The organism is Dactylosporangium vinaceum (assembly GCF_019904175.1).
GTDB lineage: Bacteria > Actinomycetota > Actinomycetes > Mycobacteriales > Micromonosporaceae > Dactylosporangium > Dactylosporangium vinaceum.
This window is the reverse complement of sequence record NZ_CP061913.1, coordinates 10200062-10215949: the sequence shown is the minus strand read 5'-3', so window position 1 is coordinate 10215949 and position 15888 is coordinate 10200062. Positions and strand designations below refer to the sequence as shown.

General features: G+C 70.3%; 17 protein-coding genes. 4 read left to right on the top strand and 13 right to left on the bottom strand.

The window, feature by feature from the left end; all coding sequences use genetic code 11:
* Positions 1–2 precede the first annotated feature (2 nt).
* From pilO to Dvina_RS45810, 8 genes are all read right to left on the bottom strand, one after another.
* On the bottom strand, positions 3–560 hold the full coding sequence (gene pilO, locus Dvina_RS45845) for a type 4a pilus biogenesis protein PilO (RefSeq protein ID WP_223097648.1): 558 nt from the start codon (positions 558–560) through the stop codon (positions 3–5).
* Positions 560–1948 (bottom strand): hypothetical protein, encoded by a 1389-nt coding sequence (locus Dvina_RS45840; RefSeq protein WP_223097647.1) that lies wholly within the window; start codon positions 1946–1948, stop codon positions 560–562. The genes pilO and Dvina_RS45840 overlap by 1 nt, the downstream gene beginning before the upstream one ends.
* 218 nt (positions 1949–2166) lie before the next feature.
* Positions 2167–3186, bottom strand: coding sequence for a type IV pilus assembly protein PilM (gene pilM / locus Dvina_RS45835; protein ID WP_223097646.1), 1020 nt, complete (start codon positions 3184–3186; stop codon positions 2167–2169).
* Between the two features lie 70 nt (positions 3187–3256).
* Complete coding sequence (locus tag Dvina_RS45830) at positions 3257–4048, bottom strand: prepilin peptidase (protein WP_223097645.1); 792 nt, start codon at positions 4046–4048, stop codon at positions 3257–3259.
* Between the two features lie 86 nt (positions 4049–4134).
* Positions 4135–4608 carry a prepilin-type N-terminal cleavage/methylation domain-containing protein gene (locus tag Dvina_RS45825; protein ID WP_246655760.1) on the bottom strand — a complete coding sequence of 158 codons (474 nt, stop codon included), beginning with the start codon at positions 4606–4608 and terminating at the stop codon, positions 4135–4137.
* A 174-nt stretch (positions 4609–4782) separates the two neighbouring features.
* The gene (locus Dvina_RS45820; protein ID WP_223097643.1) at positions 4783–6015 is read right to left on the bottom strand and encodes a type II secretion system F family protein; all 1233 of its coding nucleotides are present in this window, start codon (positions 6013–6015) and stop codon (positions 4783–4785) included.
* A 19-nt stretch (positions 6016–6034) separates the two neighbouring features.
* Positions 6035–7156, bottom strand: a complete 1122-nt coding sequence (locus Dvina_RS45815) for a type IV pilus twitching motility protein PilT (RefSeq protein ID WP_246655759.1) — start codon at positions 7154–7156, stop codon at positions 6035–6037.
* A 64-nt stretch (positions 7157–7220) separates the two neighbouring features.
* On the bottom strand, positions 7221–8882 hold the full coding sequence (locus tag Dvina_RS45810) for a GspE/PulE family protein (RefSeq protein ID WP_223097641.1): 1662 nt from the start codon (positions 8880–8882) through the stop codon (positions 7221–7223).
* A 243-nt stretch (positions 8883–9125) separates the two neighbouring features.
* Here Dvina_RS45810 and Dvina_RS45805 point away from each other — a divergent pair, with 243 nt between their 5' ends.
* A complete protein-coding gene (locus Dvina_RS45805; RefSeq protein WP_223097640.1) occupies positions 9126–10274 on the top strand; it encodes a hypothetical protein in 1149 nt (382 codons plus the stop codon).
* Here Dvina_RS45805 and Dvina_RS45800 read toward each other — a convergent pair.
* A complete protein-coding gene (locus tag Dvina_RS45800) occupies positions 10259–11113 on the bottom strand; it encodes an NAD-dependent epimerase/dehydratase family protein (protein ID WP_223097639.1) in 855 nt (284 codons plus the stop codon). The genes Dvina_RS45805 and Dvina_RS45800 overlap by 16 nt on opposite strands.
* Positions 11114–11319: 206 nt before the next feature.
* Positions 11320–11919: an NADPH-dependent FMN reductase gene (locus Dvina_RS45795; protein WP_223097638.1), complete on the bottom strand. Its 600-nt coding sequence runs from the start codon at positions 11917–11919 to the stop codon at positions 11320–11322.
* 123 nt (positions 11920–12042) lie between these two features.
* On the opposite strand from Dvina_RS45795, the gene Dvina_RS45790 reads away from it, so the two are divergent.
* A complete protein-coding gene (locus Dvina_RS45790) occupies positions 12043–12504 on the top strand; it encodes a MarR family winged helix-turn-helix transcriptional regulator (RefSeq protein WP_223097637.1) in 462 nt (153 codons plus the stop codon).
* Here the strand turns inward: Dvina_RS45790 and Dvina_RS45785 are convergent.
* From Dvina_RS45785 to Dvina_RS45780, 3 genes are all read right to left on the bottom strand, one after another.
* On the bottom strand, positions 12501–13694 hold the full coding sequence (locus tag Dvina_RS45785) for an LCP family protein (protein ID WP_246655758.1): 1194 nt from the start codon (positions 13692–13694) through the stop codon (positions 12501–12503). The two genes, Dvina_RS45790 and Dvina_RS45785, sit on opposite strands and share 4 nt — an antisense overlap.
* Positions 13695–13747: 53 nt before the next feature.
* On the bottom strand, positions 13748–13873 hold the full coding sequence (locus tag Dvina_RS55440) for a hypothetical protein (RefSeq protein ID WP_261960974.1): 126 nt from the start codon (positions 13871–13873) through the stop codon (positions 13748–13750).
* A 139-nt stretch (positions 13874–14012) separates the two neighbouring features.
* On the bottom strand, positions 14013–14999 hold the full coding sequence (locus Dvina_RS45780; protein WP_246655757.1) for an isopenicillin N synthase family dioxygenase: 987 nt from the start codon (positions 14997–14999) through the stop codon (positions 14013–14015).
* Positions 15000–15085: 86 nt separating this feature from the next.
* On the opposite strand from Dvina_RS45780, the gene Dvina_RS45775 reads away from it, so the two are divergent.
* On the top strand, positions 15086–15319 hold the full coding sequence (locus Dvina_RS45775; protein WP_223097625.1) for an HTH domain-containing protein: 234 nt from the start codon (positions 15086–15088) through the stop codon (positions 15317–15319).
* A 4-nt stretch (positions 15320–15323) separates the two neighbouring features.
* Positions 15324–15851 (top strand): Clp protease N-terminal domain-containing protein, encoded by a 528-nt coding sequence (locus tag Dvina_RS45770; RefSeq protein WP_223097623.1) that lies wholly within the window; start codon positions 15324–15326, stop codon positions 15849–15851.
* Positions 15852–15888: the final 37 nt, after the last annotated feature.

The window sequence follows — 15888 nt, the reverse complement described above, 5'->3', positions numbered from 1 at the left end:
TGCTAGCCGAGCGGGGCGTAGAACGCCTGGAGGTTGATTGTCACGTTGGACTTGTCGGCGCTGCCGCCGGGCACGGTGGCGAAGTTGAGGCTGCTGATGAGCACCGCCCGGGGCTGCGCGACCTGGAGCTGGTCGAGGAAGGGGTTCATCTTGGCCGTGGGCCCGGCGACGGTGAGGCTCACCGGCAGGGCGTACACCTCGAAGCCGACGAGCTCCTTGAGGTCCACGGCGGAGCCGACGGCGACGCCGCTGACTGTCACGCCGGTCAGCTCGCCGGCGCTCTGCAGCTCGCGCAGGAAGTCCGACGCCTTGTCCGCGTCGGGCAGCGCGGCCCGGTCCTTGGCCAGCGCGGCCTTGAACTCGTCGATGTGCTCCTTCTGCTGCGCCAGCATCGCCAGCTCCCGCCGCTGCTTGGCCACCTGCTGCTCGGCGACGGCCTCCTCGCTGCGGATGGTGTCGGTGTCCTGCTGCTTGGGGCGGATGAGGAACAGGAAGCCGAAGGCCACCACGACGAGCGCGAAGACCGTCCCGCCGATCAGCCACAGCCGGTCGTGTCGCATCACTTGCTCCCGCTGGGGCTGGCCGACGGCGCGGCGCTGGTGAACCGGCCGCCGAGCGCGGCGGCCTTGATGTCGACCCGGATCGTGAACGACACCCCGTCGGTCTCCTGCGTCGCGTCGGACGGGAACGCGTTCGTCACGCCGGGCACGGTGCTCAGCGCGTCGACGTATGCGGCCACGGCGGTCTTGGTCGGGGCCTTGCCGGTCAGGGTGACGTTGCCGACGATGTCGCCGTCGGGCTTGCCGTTCATCGCCTCCTGGCTCAGCGCCGCGGTGACGCCGCCGAGTGTCACGTTCTTGGCCGCGGCCGTGCTGCGCAGCGAGGCCAGCAGCTTCGACCACGACAGGTCGTAGGCGAGGACCTTACGCAGCCGCTGGTCGATCTGGCCGGAGTCGGACTGGATCTTCGTCAGCTCGTCGTACTGCTTGTGCCGCTGCCGGGTCAGGTCCTGGCTGGTGTCGAGGATCGCCTGGCGGTCGTCCCCGGCCTGGGTGTGGTCGCGCACGGCCGTGCCGTACCAGCCGACGACCAGGGCGGCGACGATCACCACGCCCGAGATGACGAGCCGGCGCACGCGGCGCACGTGCCGGTTCTCGGAGATCTCCAGCGGCAGCAGGTCGGCCGCGATGGGCAGGATCCGGAATGTGCGCGCGGTGGCGTCCGGGAACGCGGGGTGCGGTACACCCTCCCAGGGCCCTTTCCGCGGCGGCGCGGCGACCGGCTCCGCGGCGACCGGCTCGGGCACCACCGGCACGGATTCGGTCGGCTCGTCGACGGGCGGCGGCGGGGCCTCCTCGACCTCGACCGGCTCCCAGGTGGGCTCGGCGGCCGGCGGCGCGGTGACCGGCTCGACGGCCACCGGCGCGGGCTCGGGCAGCGGCTCCGGCGGCAGGTCGACGGTCGGGGTGCGCTCGGCCGGCAGGGCCCACGACGGCAGGGCGTTGCGCAGGCCCTCGGGCGGCGCCGCCGGGGCCGGGTGCAGGTGGGTTTCGAGCACGTCGACCGGTGCGGTCAGCGGATCGAAGCCACTGACGGGCGCGGCCGCCTCATCGGTGGGCAGCACGAACTCACCGCGGATGAACCGCGGGAACTCCCGGCGCGGGGGCGTCGCGAGCATCGGCTCCGGCGACTCCTCGGCCACGACGGGCGTGGGCGGCGGCCAGGCCGGGGGCGGGCCCGCGGGCACCATTGGCACGGGGGGCGCCATCGACACGGGGGGCGCCACGGTGGCGGTGATGTCCGACGCCTCGACCGCGGCCCGGGCCGCGCGGGCGCGGCGGTCCCGCTCGAACTCGTCCAGGTCGTCGGCCCGGTCCGGCTCGTCGAACGAGGGCAGCACGATGCCCGTGAGGCGCCCCTCCGGCTCCTTCCAATCGCCGTTCGTCATGCCGTCGCCTCCGCAAGCTCCGGCGCCGCCCTGAGCTCCGAGCTGTGCTTCTGATGAGCGGCCACTCCGCTGCGCTCCGTACCGCTCATGCCGTCGCCTCCGCAAGCTCCGGCGCCGCCCTGAGCTCCGAGCTGTGCTTCTGATGAGCGGCCACTCCGCTGCGCTCCGTACCGCTCATGCCGTCGCCTCCGCAAGCTCCGGGCTGCGCTCCGTAGCGATCATGCCGCCCCCAGGGTCAGGCCGACCGAGACGGCGGCGGAGGCGCGGACCTGCTCCAGGCTGCCGTGGCGGACGCGGCGCAGGCCGCGGACGCGCATCACCGGGTCGACGGCTATCACCTCGACGCCGAGCTGCTCGTGCAGCGCGTCGAGCAGGCCGGGCAGCATGGCGCCGCCCCCGGAGACGGCCAGCCGGCTCACCCGGGCCTGGCGGCCGCCGGCGGTGAGGTAGGCGAAGGAGGAGCCGATCTCGTTGATGAGCGGCCGCACCGCTTCCCGCAGGGCCGACGCGGTGGTGGGGTCGGCGTCCGGGCGCAGGCCGACCCGGCACTTGAGCTCCTCGGCCTCCTGCAGCGGCAGGCTCAGCCGGTCGGCGATGGTCTTGGTGATCTCGTTGCCGCCGCGGGGGATGGTGCGCACGATGAGCGGCTCGCCGTCGTGGTGCACGACCACGCTCGTCGCGTGGGCGCCGATGTCCACGAGGGCCTCGACCTGCTCGTCGAGCCGGGACGCGGCCCGCAGCAGCGCGAACGAGGCCAGGTCGACGTGCACGACGTGCAGCTTGGCCGCCTCGACCGCCCGGATCGCGGCCATCACCGGGTCCTTCGGCGCGGCGATGAGCAGGCCGCGGACCGTCTCGCCGGTGGGCTCCTCCAGCGGGTAGAAGTCGATGAGGGAGCGCTCCGGCGGCAGCGGCAGCGCGTCGCGGACCTGGAACGGCAGGGCCTTGCGCATCTCCTTGGCCGGCAGGTTGGCCACGGTCGTCTCGCGGACCACGATCTGCTGGTGGGTGACGCCGAGCGCGACCTTGCGGCTGCGAAACTTGAACGTCGACCACAGCTGCTTCAGCGCCGCGGTGACGGCCGGCTCGTCCTGGACGGCACCGTGCTGCACGGCCCCGGGCGGCAGCAGGATGTGGCCGAAGTTGCTGATGATCGGGCCGTCCTTGCTGTTGCTGGTCTCGGCCGCGCGGATGGACACCGTGCCGATGTCCAGCCCGATCAGGTTGACTGCAGCCATCGTGCTCCCTCTACAAGGACGGGCTCTACGCGGGAGACGTGTGATGCGTAAGCCCACGTGGGCTTGTGCATCACAGGTCTGGGACGAGCAGGTTGGTGTACCAGGCGGTGATCGGCGCGGCGGCGAACAGCGCCAGCAGCGCACCGGCCAGCATCGCCGGGCCGAAGGGGAGGGCGGTCTTGCGCCCGGCGCGGCCGAACGCCATCAGGGTCAGGCCCGCGGCGCCGCCGAGGACGAACGCGGCAAGCGTGCCGACGGCGACCGTGGACCAGCCGAGGAAGCCGAGGTACAGCCCGAGCACGCCGGCCAGCTTCACGTCGCCGAAGCCCATGCCGCCCGGGTACACCACGGACAGCAGGAAGTAGAACGTCCACAGCGCGGCCATCGCCAGCAGCCCGCGCAGGCCGGCCGACCAGTCCCGCTCGACGACGACCGCGGGCAGGAGCAGCAGCGGGGCGACGATGTAGGAGGGCAGCACTATCGCGTTGGGCAGGCGCAGCACGTCGAGGTCGATGAGCGCCAGTGCCACGGCGATCGCCGCGAGGTAGAGCCAGGCCGGGAGCATCAGCGGGCTGGTGGCGCCGAACCGGGCGGCGACGGCCACGAACAGCGCGGCGGTGCCGAGCTCGACGAGGGGGTACCGCACGCTGATGGGCGCCGCGCAGTCGGCGCACCGGCCCCGCAGGACCAGCCAGCCGAGGACGGGGACGTTGTGCCAGGGGCGCACCGCAGCCGTGCACTGCGGACAGTGGGAGGCCGGGCGCAGCAGCGACTCGCCGCGGGGGACGCGGTGGATGACGACGTTGAGGAAGGAGCCGACCGCGAGGCCGAGGACGCCGGCGACGACGAGGACGAACGCCATGCCAGTGTCTCCTTTCGCGAGCGGCGGGGTCGTTGGTGGCCCGCACCGGGTCGAACCGGGTGCGGGCCGCCGTCCGACGGTGCGGGTTACGGGGTGGCGCTGGCGATGCAGGCGCCGAGGTCGGTCTGGACGGTCGCCTTCTTGACCGAGCCGCCGACCGCCGAGTCGTAGACGTAGATCGTCTTGCCGTCGGAGTTCATGCCGCAGATCCGGTACGAGGCACCGTTGTTCTTGTACTGCATGCTGTTCTGCGGCGAGAGTGTGGCCGTCTGGGGCGTGCCACCCGTGGCCGTGGCGCCGCTGGCCGTGGTGCCGAAGATGAGCTTGTCGGCGGTGCTGCTGCCATCGGCCGGATACGCGTTGCCGTTCTCCGTGTAGAACTGCTCGACGGCGCTGACGGCGGCGCGCACGTCGGACTCGGCCGACTTGTTGGCCGCGCCCTTGCGGTAGTTCAGGTACATCGGCACGGCGATCGCGACGAGCACGCCGATGATGACAACGACGACGAGGAGTTCGACGAGCGTGAACCCGCCGTCGCCGGCGGCACGCTTCTTCTGCATCCTGCGCAGCGTCTGGGTCATGGGTGAGCCTCCTGCTCCGGGGCGGTGTGGGTGGTGGTGCGGGGCGGGTGGTGGTGCATGCGGTGTGACCAGTAACGGAACCGTGTGGTGCCGCGGCGTTACGTGTTCCGTTGCCGTGGGGTTGCGGTGGATCGCGATGTCATGTCGTCTGGTTCAATTGCTCTGAATGTTCTGGTAGATCGAGAACATGGGCAGGTACAGGCAGATGATCATGCCGCCGACCACGCCGCCCATGACGAGCACCATGATCGGCTCGATCGACGCGGTGAGCGCCTCGGCCGCGCTGTCGACCTCCCGGTCGTAGAAATCGGCAATCTTTTCGAGCATCTGACTGATTTGGCCGCTCTCTTCGCCGACCTCCACCATTTGGACCACCATGGGCGGGAAGACCTTGTGTTGCCCCAGCTGTGACGACATGGGGCGACCCTCCCGAACGGCCTGCTGCAGGTCGGTCATGGCCGCGGTGATGACCGTGTTGCCGGTGGTGGCGCCGACGACGTCAAGCGCCTGCAGCACGGGCACGCCGACGCCGAGCAGGGTGCCGAGGTTGCGGGAGAACCGGCTCAGCGCGATCTTCGTGAACAGCGCCCCGAAGACCGGCAGCTTCAGCTTCACCTTGTCGAACCACAGCCGGACGGCCGGATTCTTGCCCATCAGCTGCCGGAACGCGACGGTGACGACGACCCCGACGATGATGAGCAGCGGACCCAGCCAGAACAGCGCGTGGCTGGCCGAGACGATGATCTGCGTGGGCAGCGGCAGCTCGCCGCCCAGCTGCTTGAACATCTTCTCGAAGATGGGCACGATAAAGATCAGTACCGCGCTGATCATGACCGCGGTGAAGACGAGGACGATCACGGGGTACGTCAGCGCGCTCTTGATTTTGCCGCGCAGCGACGCGTCCTTCTCGAAGTTGGTCGCGATCCGGTCGAGGGCGTTGTCGAGGAAGCCGCCCGTCTCGCCGGCCCGGATCATGGCGACCATGAGCGTCGGGAACACCTTCGGGTGCTTGCCCAGCGCCGCGGAGAGCGACATGCCGCCCTCGATGTCGGTGCGGACCTCGCCCAGCGCCTTCTTCAGCGACGGCTTGGGCGCCTGGTCCTCCAGCACCGCGAGCGCCCGCAGCAGCGTCATGCCCGACTGCGTCATCGTCGCGAACTGCCGGGCGAAGATGGACAGGTCCTTCAGCGTCGTGCGGTCGCCGAGCCCGGGGACCCGGATGTCGCGCTTCATGAGCGTGTCGGCGCTGGTGATCGCGAGCGGGGTCAGGCCCTGCTGGCGCAGCGCCTGGGCGGCGGCCAGCTCGTTCGACGCCTCGATCTTGCCCTTGGCCCGCTTCCCGTCCTGGCCGATCGTCTGGTACTCGTACGTCTTGGTGGCAACCATGCGTCTTACCCCCTCCGCGCTACTGGCGGCCCGCGAGCCGGCGGAACTCCTCGGCCGAGTGGCACAGCTCCAGCGCCGCCTCGTAGGTGATGAGCTGCTGGCGGACCCGCTCGGCCAGGTGCTGGTCGAACGAGAGCATTCCCTCGTTGCCGCTCGACTGCATGAACGACGGGATCTGGTGGTTCTTGCCCTCGCGGATCAGGTTCCGGATGGCCGGCGTGGCGAACAGGATCTCGGTGACGATCGTGCGGCCCTGCCCGTCGGCCCGCGGCGCCAGCGCCTGGGTCACCACTCCCTGCAGGGCGTTGGACAGCTGCGCGCGGATCTGCTGCTGCTGGTGCGGCGGGAAGATGTCGATGACCCGGTCGACGGTCTGCGCCGCGCTCTGGGTGTGCAGGGTCGCCAGCACCAGGTGGCCGGTCTCGGCCGCGGTCAGCGCGGTCGAGGTCGTCTCCAGGTCGCGCAGCTCGCCGACCAGGATGATGTCGGGGTCCTGGCGCAGCGCGTGCTTGAGCGCCAGGGCGAACGACTGCGTGTCGGCGCCCACCTCGCGCTGGTTGACCAGGCAGCGCTTGTGCTCGTGGAGGAACTCGATCGGGTCCTCGATTGTCACGATGTGCGAGGAGCGGGTCCGGTTGGCCAGGTCCAGGATCGCCGCGAGGGTGGTCGTCTTGCCGGAGCCGGTCGGGCCCGTCACCAGCACCAGGCCGCGGTGCAGGTGCGCGAAGCGGGCCACCTGCTCGGGCACGCCGAGCTGGTCCAGGGGCTTGATGTTGTGGGGGATGGCCCGGAACGCCGCGCCGAACGAGCCGCGCTGGTTGTACAGGTTCACCCGGAACCGCGAGACACCCTCGATGGCGTAGGCGAAGTCGAGCTCCTGCACCTCCAGGAACTGCTTCCACTGGCTTTCCAGGGTGACCGCGGCCCGGGCCAGCATCTCGCAGTCCTCGGGCGTCAGGTCGTCGTAGCCGGGCAGGTACCGCAGCCCGCCGTTGATCCGCACCGTGGGCGGTGCCCCGACGGTCAGGTGCAGATCGGAGCCGCCGACCCGGACCAGCGACACCAGCATCGCGTCCAGGGACGCCCGCTCGTCGCTCGTGGCCGTGCGGTTCAGCAGGGCACCGGGGATGGTCTGTGTCACGGGCGCTCCTCGCGGGTCATGGATCTCAATCGCAAGATCGGCCGCTGCCCGCGCCATGTGAGGTTTAGACGGCCACCCGGACCACTTCGGGGATGGAGGTCTGGCCCTCGGCCGCCTTGGACAGGCCGTCGACGCGCAGGTCGAGCAGGCCCTCGCGATACGCGACCGCCTGGATCTCGTGGGCCGAGGCCCTGTCGATCGCGAGCTTCTCGATGTCCGGGGAGACCGGCATGACCTCGTGCAGGGCGATGCGGCCGCGGTAGCCGGTGTTGGCGCACGAGCGGCACCCGACCGGCCGCCACAGAGTCTCCGGCGTGCCCAGCACGTCGTAGGGCCAGCGGGCGCCGATGAGCTCGGCCTCGGTCGGCGGATACTCGGTCTTGCACCAGTCGCACAGCCGCCGCGCGAGCCGCTGAGCCAGGACGCAGTCGACCGACGAGCCGACCAGGAACGGCTCGATGCCCATCTCGACGAGCCGGGTCACCGCGCTCGGCGCGTCGTTGGTGTGCAGCGTGGACAGCACCAGGTGGCCGGTGAGCGCGGCCTCGACGGCGAGCTGGGCGGTGGTACGGTCGCGGATCTCGCCGATGAGCACGACGTCGGGGTCGGAGCGCAGGATGGCCGGCAGCACGGCGGCGAACGTCAGCCCGGCCTTGTGGTCGACCTGCACCTGGTTGACGCCCGGGAGCCGGTACTCGACCGGGTCCTCGACGGTGATGATGTTGACGGTGGGCTTGCTGATCTCGGCCAGGGTCGCGTAGAGCGTCGTCGACTTGCCCGAGCCGGTCGGCCCGGTCACCAGCAGCATCCCGTGGGGCTTGTTGAACGACGCGGCGAAGCGCTCGTAGTTGTTCTTGCTGAAGCCGAGCTTGGTCAGCTTCAGGTCCATCCCGCTGGTGTCGAGCACCCGCAGCACGATCTTCTCGCCCCACACCGTCGGCAGGGTCGCGGTGCGCAGGTCGACCACGCGCTGGTTCAGGTCGACGGTGATCCGGCCGTTCTGCGGGACCCGGCGCTCGGTGATGTCGACGTTCGACATGATCTTCAGCCGGGAGATGAGGGCCGACTGCACGTGCTTGGGCACGGTGTCGACCTCGTGGAGGACGCCGTCGATGCGGTACCGGACCCGCATGCTGTGCTCGCCCGGCTCCAGATGCAGGTCCGAGGCGCGGTTGACGATGGCCTGCTCGATCAGCGAGTTGACGTAGCGCACGATCGGCGCGTCCTCGTTGGCGCTGATGTTCGAGACGGTCGTCGGCGTGTCGTCGTTGTCGGCGATGTCGCCGAGGTCGTTCTCCTCGCGCTTGATCCGGTCGATGATCTTGCGCAGCTCGGAGCGGGCGACGACCACCGGCCGCACGGTGAGCCCGGTCGCGGCCCGCACGTCATCCAGGGCCAGCACGTCACCCGGGTCGGTGATGCCGACGGTGATCTCGTGCTCGTTGAGGGCGATGCCGAGCACCCGGTGGCGCAGCACCAGCGCCATCGGGATCTTCTTCACCGCGGCCGGGTCGACCGCGTATCCGACCAGGTCGAGCGTGGCGATGCCGTACGCGTCAGCCGACGCCTCGGTAAGCTGCTCCTCGGTGACGACCTGGTCGTTGATGAGCACGGCGCGGATCGAGCGGCCGGTGCGCTCGGCCTCCTCGGCCGCACGATCGACGGCCTGCGCGTCGGCTCCGCGTTGCTTCAGCGCGTCCAGAAGCGGCCTGAACGTCTGGTACATCTCACCCCCGGGTCACTGCACGCCTTATCGGCGGCAATCCGGGTGAGTTTCGGGTTTCACCCCGGGCGCGTCGGCCGCCCGCGTTGACGCATCCGGGCCGTGTCGTGAGGATGCTTCGCTGTGTCGGTTGCCGTCGTGGAAGAACCCAGAAGCGGATTGCCCGGCAATATCAGTATTTGGCGGGCCCGGTGGCTCCTGATGCGCTACGGCGGCCGCCAACCGGGAGATGTGTCGTATCCGGGCGTGCCCGCGGCCGCCCAGGCCGAGCTGCTGGCGCTCGTCGCCGAGGTGGCCGCCCGCGTCGGCGTGGCCGGCCCGGACGCGGTGCTGCTCACCGGGTTCGGCACGATCCGCTCGTGGGCCAGCCGCCGGCGCCGCCTGCTGCTGGTGGGGCTGCCGCTGCTGCAGTGCCTGACGGTGGACGAGGTGCGGGCGCTCGTCGCGCACGAGCTCGCCGTCGTCGACCACCGCCGGGCCCACCTGGTGGTGCGGCTGCGCGCGCTCTACGAGGAGGCCGTCGACCCGCTGTCGCTCGCCCCGTCCGCGCGGGCCGAGACGATCGCCCGGGCCACCCATGACTTCGCCGTGGCCCTCGAACGCAAGGCCGACCAGGCGGCCAGCTCCGCCTCCGGCCTGCACACGGCGGCCCGCGCGGTGGTCAAGGCCGACCTGGCCGCGTTCGAGTTCGCCGACCTCGCCTTCGACGTGGAGGAGCAGGTCTGGCAGCGCACCAACGCGGCCGTCCAGGACCTCCACGCCGGCTGGCGGGAGGCGGTGCGGGCCGGGGCCGTCGTCGCCGCGCTCGACGACGACACGCGCACCGCCCTGATGGCCCGCCACCCCAGCCTGGCCGGGGCGATCGCGTCGCTGTCACCCGCGCACGTCGCGCTGCGCGTGGCCGACGCCGTGCCACTGGTACCCCTGCCGCCAGATCTTGAAAGGGAGCTCGCCCGGCACGTCCTGCGCCGCGAGGGCGACCAGTGGGTCACGTTCGCCGCCCTGCCCGCCGGCCCGGACTGGCTGGAGCGGCAGGCCCGGGCCGTCACCGACCAGGTGGCCACCCTCCTGCGCCGCCCGCCGGACGGGCCGGCTGAGGTCGTCGAGGTCCTGCTGACCCGCCTCGACGAGCTGGTGGCGGCGAACTGGCCGGCCCAGCCCGAGCCGCCCGCCGAGCCGGAGGAGCTCGACGGGACGCCCTCGGTGGTCGTGGTGGCCGAGGCGGCCCTCACCGCCCGTGGCTGGCGCCGCGTCCACCCGGCCGCCGCGGGTGTGCTGCAGGGCCCCGAGGGCGAACAGCACAACCTCACGCTGCTGGCCCGTGCGGCGCTTGACTCTCCGGCTGCTTTGGCGGTACTGCTGGAGCTCCTGTCCCGCGATCAGCTGTCCACGTGATCACGCCAGGAGTGCGCGGGCGCGTATCCGAGGACCTCCCGTGCCCGGCCGATCGCCAGCAGGGTCTCGAACCCGTCGAGCTCTCGCGTGAGCGGCACGTCCGGGAACACCTCCCGCATGAGCTCGGCCGAGCTGCGGTTCATGATGGTGTCGGCCGCCGCGATGACGTACGAGCTCGCACCCTCCACAGGCGCATCGAGGGCGAGCCGGCAGGCCGCGGCGACGTCCCGGGCGTCCACGTATCCCCACAGGTTCCACTTGCGGGCGTGCGCATCCGCCCAGTAGCCGGGCACGGCCGCGTAGTCCTCGGGCACGTGGACGTTGGACAGCCGCAGCCCGACGAACGGGACCCCGCTCCACCCGGAGATCTCCCGCGCCAGCGTCTCCCCGACGACCTTCGACAGCGCATAGGTGGTTGTCGGGAACGGGAAGTGCTCTTCGTCGACGGGCGCATAGCGCGGCGGCGTGTCGAACGGCAGCCCGAGCGTCGTCTCGCTCGACGACCAGACGACCCGCCGCAGCCCGGCCGCCTGCGCGGCCAGGAACACGTTGGCGTTCATGGCCGAGTTGCGGTTGAACGTCACCGCCGGCGTGTACATCCCGGGCGCCGGAATATTCGCCAGGTGCACGACGGCCTCGGCCCCCTGCAGCACCTCGAACGCCTGCCCGTAGTCGGTGAGGTCCGCGATGAGCAGCGGCGTGCCGAGCCCGGGAACGCTGAGATGCCCGGCCGCTCCGACGGCGTCGGTGGCCACCACGGAGTGCCCGTGCGCCAGCAGGTCCTCTACTACGACTCGACCAGTTTTGCCGTTGGCCCCGGTGACGACGATCTTCGACATGGATCCTTTTGTACTCGCGCCGCGTAGCAACCGCTCGCCGGGCGTCGTGCCCCTCAGCCGCTTACGACACTTCGGCCCGCGCTCGGTGTGCGCCCCGGGCCCCGATATGTCGGGCGCTGGCGCGCCTCGACATATCGAATTTTTCGCCCGACGGAGTATTCGCGCGCTTTGAATGAGCGTTGATGCGGTTTCGGGGGATTGTGCAGCTACTTGGCGGCGCGGAGGGCCTTGAAGGCGGGCGACAGGCGGGCCAGCTCGTCCAGGACGGCCTTGGCCGCCGCGTCGAGGGCCGGGTCGCTGTGGAACGTGCGCTCCGCGGTGACGTGCTGGCGGGTGGGGATCGCGACCTGGGCGTTGATCGCCATCATGCCGAGCATGCTCACCACCGGCCGCAGCGCGGTGACGGCGCGCAGACCCGACGACTGGCCGCCGTAGCTGACGAACGCGGCCGGCTTGTCGCGCCACTCGTGCACCAGGAAGTCGATGGCGTTCTTGAGCGGTGCGGTGAAGCTGTGGTTGTACTCCGGCGTCACGAACACCACGGCGTCGGCGGCGTCGATCGTGGCGCTCCACTCCCGGGTGTGCGGCTTGGTGTAGTTGCGCAGCGCGGGGTGGTGCGGCTCGTCGAGCAACGGCAGGTTGATCTCCGCCAGGTCGCTGACGTGCACGTCGAAGCCGGTGTGCGCCCGGGCCTCGGCGACGAACCAGTCGGCGATGAGCCCGCCGACCCGACCCGGCCGGGTGCTGGCCACGATGACCTCGAGGCGCGGGCGCTGCGCCTCGTGGGACTGCTCAGTGGTTGACATGTCATCATCGTGACACTGGATTGGTGACACGTCAACGACTACCCTTGAGACGTGGCTGACACTGCGGCACGACCTCGATGGCTCTCCGAGCGGGAATTTCGTGCGTGGATCGGGTACCGGCGGATGAAGGCCCTTCTCGATCTGCAGATCTCTCGCGAGCTGGCCGGCAACCAGGGGCTGTCGGAGCCCGACTACGACGTCCTGACCAGCCTGTCCGACGCTCCCGAGCGGCAGATCCGGCTCAGTGAGATGGCCGATCGGATGCTGTGGTCGAAGAGCCGGCTCTCGCACCACGTGACCCGCATGCAGCAGCGGGGCCTGGTTTCCCGCAAGGAGTGCGACTCCGACGGGCGGGGCGCGTTCATCGTGCTGACCGACGAGGGGATGGCGACGCTGGAGGCGGCGGCGCCCGGGCACGTGGCCGCGGTGCGCGCGCACTTCATCGACCTGCTGACCGAGGAGCAGATCCGGGTGCTGGGCGACGTGACCGAGACGGTGCTCGAGCATCTGCGGGCGCAGGACCAGGGCCGGCCCGCCGGGGCCGGCTCGTCACCGCGGCCCGGGTGTGCTGCCGGCTCTTCCTAGGATCCGCTGACCAGATCCGTGTGGGCGGTCACGAACGACTCCACCGTGTCGCTCTTCACCGCCTCCAGCAGCTCCAGGCTGCTCTCGTCGAGCGCCTCGGCCCCCGGCTGCTCCGCCGACTCGTGGAACGTGCCGTGGTTGGTCTTGACGGTCAGCAGGTTGTCGCCGCCGATGCCCTTCATCGCGAAGATCCAGTCTTGCAGCGCGATGCCGCCGGAGTCGATTGTCATCGACTGTCCGACGACGTCGAGGATTTTCTTCAACTTCGACGGATCGGTGAGCACGTCCCGGCTCGCGATCCCGCGGAACAGCGCCTTGATGAACTGCTGCTGGTGGCGCTGCCTGTCGTAGTCGCTGTTGGGCAGCGTGTCGCGCTGGCGCACGTAGTCGAGGGCCTGCCAGGGCTCGAGATGCTGGAAGCCGACGTGGTACGTCTGCGGGGTGACGCCGGCGATCGGGATCAGATCGGTGCCGCCGGAGGCGTTGAACCGCTGGATGTAGGGGACCTTTGTCTCGCCCTTGGCGTTGTGCCCGATGTGCACCGACCGCGTCTCCTGATCGACGTACATGTCGACCCCGCCCAGCACCTCGACGACCTTCGTGAACCCGGCGAAGTCGACGATCGCCGCCGCGTCGAAGCTCAGGCCCCAGTTCTCCTTGAGCGTGTCGGCGAGCAGCGTCATCCCGTACCGCCGCTGCTCACGCCCGGTGAGCTTCAGCCCGCCGACCGCGAACGCCGCATTGATCTTGTCGTGACCGCCGAAGTACCGCGACTCTCCGTTACTGAACGGCGGGATCCGCACCCACGTGTCGCGGGGGATCGAGATCAGATACGCCGAGTGATGGTCGGCCGGGATGTGCACGATGATGATCGAGTCGGACCGGACCGCCTCGGTGGGGCTCTGGTCGGGCCGGGTGTCGGTGCCGACCAGCAAGAGGGTCTTGGCACCGCTGATGGTGACGTGGCGGCCCTGCTGCTCGGCCGCGGGGACGATGAGATCGTCCTGCTGAACGTTGCCGGTGAGGTAACCGACGAACAGATCCTTGGCGACGTACGTGCTCCCGGCCAGCATCATCATGATCGCGCCGATCACCATCAGCGACCGCGCCCAGCGCGGATCGCTGCGCCGCCGCTTCATTCGCTGGAAGGAGCTGGTCTCCTCGGTCGGAGCTTCTTCGAGTTGCAGCACGCGCTCGTCGACTCCTTACGAGGCTGACCGGCGATCACCGCCGGCGGCCTGGTTCAGCCGCCGACGGCGATCACCGCGATCACGATCAGGCTCACGAAGGCCGCCAGGAAAACCAGCATGCCCTGCTCGCTGTCGAGACGGGTCAGTTTGCGGGTCGTAGTCGGGGTGGGGGTGGTCATCGTCATCGCCTCCGTTGCGCGGTGCCCTGTGACTCATACGCTACGAACACCGCGAACAGGTTTGATCCCGTGAACGTGCCATGCGCGCATGGCCCGCTCACCGGGCTTAACCGGCCACACCCTGCGGGGGTAACGGTGCTCAGGCGTCCTCGTTGACGTCCGCGATCAGCTCAGGGAACACCTTGCCCACCTTTGCCACGAGATAATCCCCGTACGTGCCGGTGAATGCCCGCAGATCCTGCCCGTCCCACCGCTGCGCCGGCCCGCTCTGCGCCCGCTCCGCCCGTCCGGGCAGTGGCGGCACCTCGGCCGCGAAGTCCGGGTCGAAGAAGAACGGAAACGAGAGCCGCTCGTTGCCGCTCGTGTTGCGCACCCGGTGGGGTGTGGAGCGATACCACCCGCCGGTGAGCCGATCGAGCATGTCCCCGATGTTGCACACGAACGTTCCGTCGATGGGCGGCGCGTCGACCCACCCGCCGTCCTGCTTGACCTGCAGTCCGCCGTTGTCGTCCTGCAGCAGCAGCGTCAGCAGCCCGTAGTCGGTGTGCTCACCCACGCCCCAGTCGGTGGCCTGGGGCGGACTCGGTGGATAGTGAAAAATCCGGAAGAGCACAGTCGGATTTCGGGTGTACCCGTCCGCAAAGTAGTTCGCGTCGAGCCCGAGACTCCCGGCAACTCCCCGCAGCACCGCCTGTGCGGTCCGGGTGAGCACCTCGATGTACTCGAGCACCGCCTCCCGGAGCCCGGGCACCTGCCGCGGGAAGAGATTGGCCCCGTGCAACGGCAGCCGCGCCCGCACCTGCGGGCTGTCGGGCCCGAGCTCCGTGCCGAAATAGAGCCCTTCCTTGCGGTCCGGCACTCCGGAGGTCAGTTCCCCGCCGACCGGAAAGAATCCCCGCCAGGCCCGCCCGCCCCGGTGCATCGCAATCTCGGCCTTGACGTCTTCCGGCAGCGCGAAGAACTCCCGGGCGGCCGAGTCGAGCCGCGCGATCAACCCGGCATCGACACCATGCCCGGCAACGTAGAAAAATCCGCTGGCCCGGCAGGCGCCGGCAATCTCGGCCGCGGCCCGGCTGTCCTCGCCGTGCCGCACCAGCCCGGCGATATCAATCACGGGAAGTTCCACAACCCGCAGCGTAGAGCCCGCGGCCCATTCTCCGGAAGGTGTCAACTTGGGTTGACGGAACGGGGAGTGTCAACTAAGGTTGACGTATGACGGAGGCAAACGACCTCGCTACCGCGGCGGCCAGCGCTGACCCTCGGATCGGGCTGCGGGCGGCGGTGGCGCTGCGGCGTCTGGCTGATGCACTGGAGACGCTGCAGGTTGACAACGCCCGCCGGCATGGCTGGTCGTGGCAGGAGATCGCGGACGCGCTCGACGTGTCGCGGCAGGCGGTCCACAAGAAGCACGCCGGGCGGGCAGTGCCGGCGGCGGGGGAGGAGTAGGCGGATGTTCGAGCGATTCACGAAGGCGGCCCGCACCGTGGTGCAGGTGGCCAAGACCGAGGCCGAGGAGCTCGGCCACACCCAGTTCGGCACCGAGCACCTGATCCTGGCGATCCTGCGCACCGACGGCGCGCTGCTGGAGCGTGCGGGCGTCCGGTACGACGAGTACCGCGCGGCCGTGGCCGCCGGTGACGACGCGGCCGCCCTGCGCTCGATCGGCATCGACATCGACGCCGTGCGGGCGAGCGTCGAGCAGACCTTCGGGCCCGGCGCGCTGGAGCGAGCCGAGCCGGCCGAGCGCGGCGGGTTCCTGTTCCGCCGCTCCAAGCTGCCGACCCGGCTGAACAACGGCGGCAAGAAGGCGCTCGAGCTGTCGCTGCGGGTAGCGATCATGCTCCACGACAAGTATATCGGCACCCAGCACCTGCTGCTGGGAGTGCTGAAGGAGGAGCGCAGCACCGGTCCGCGGCTGCTCCGGGAGCGCGGCGTGACCTACGACTCGGTGCTGGCCGAACTCAAGAAGGCCGCATGACCCGAAGCGCCCGACCGACCCAAGCGTGCAGCTGACC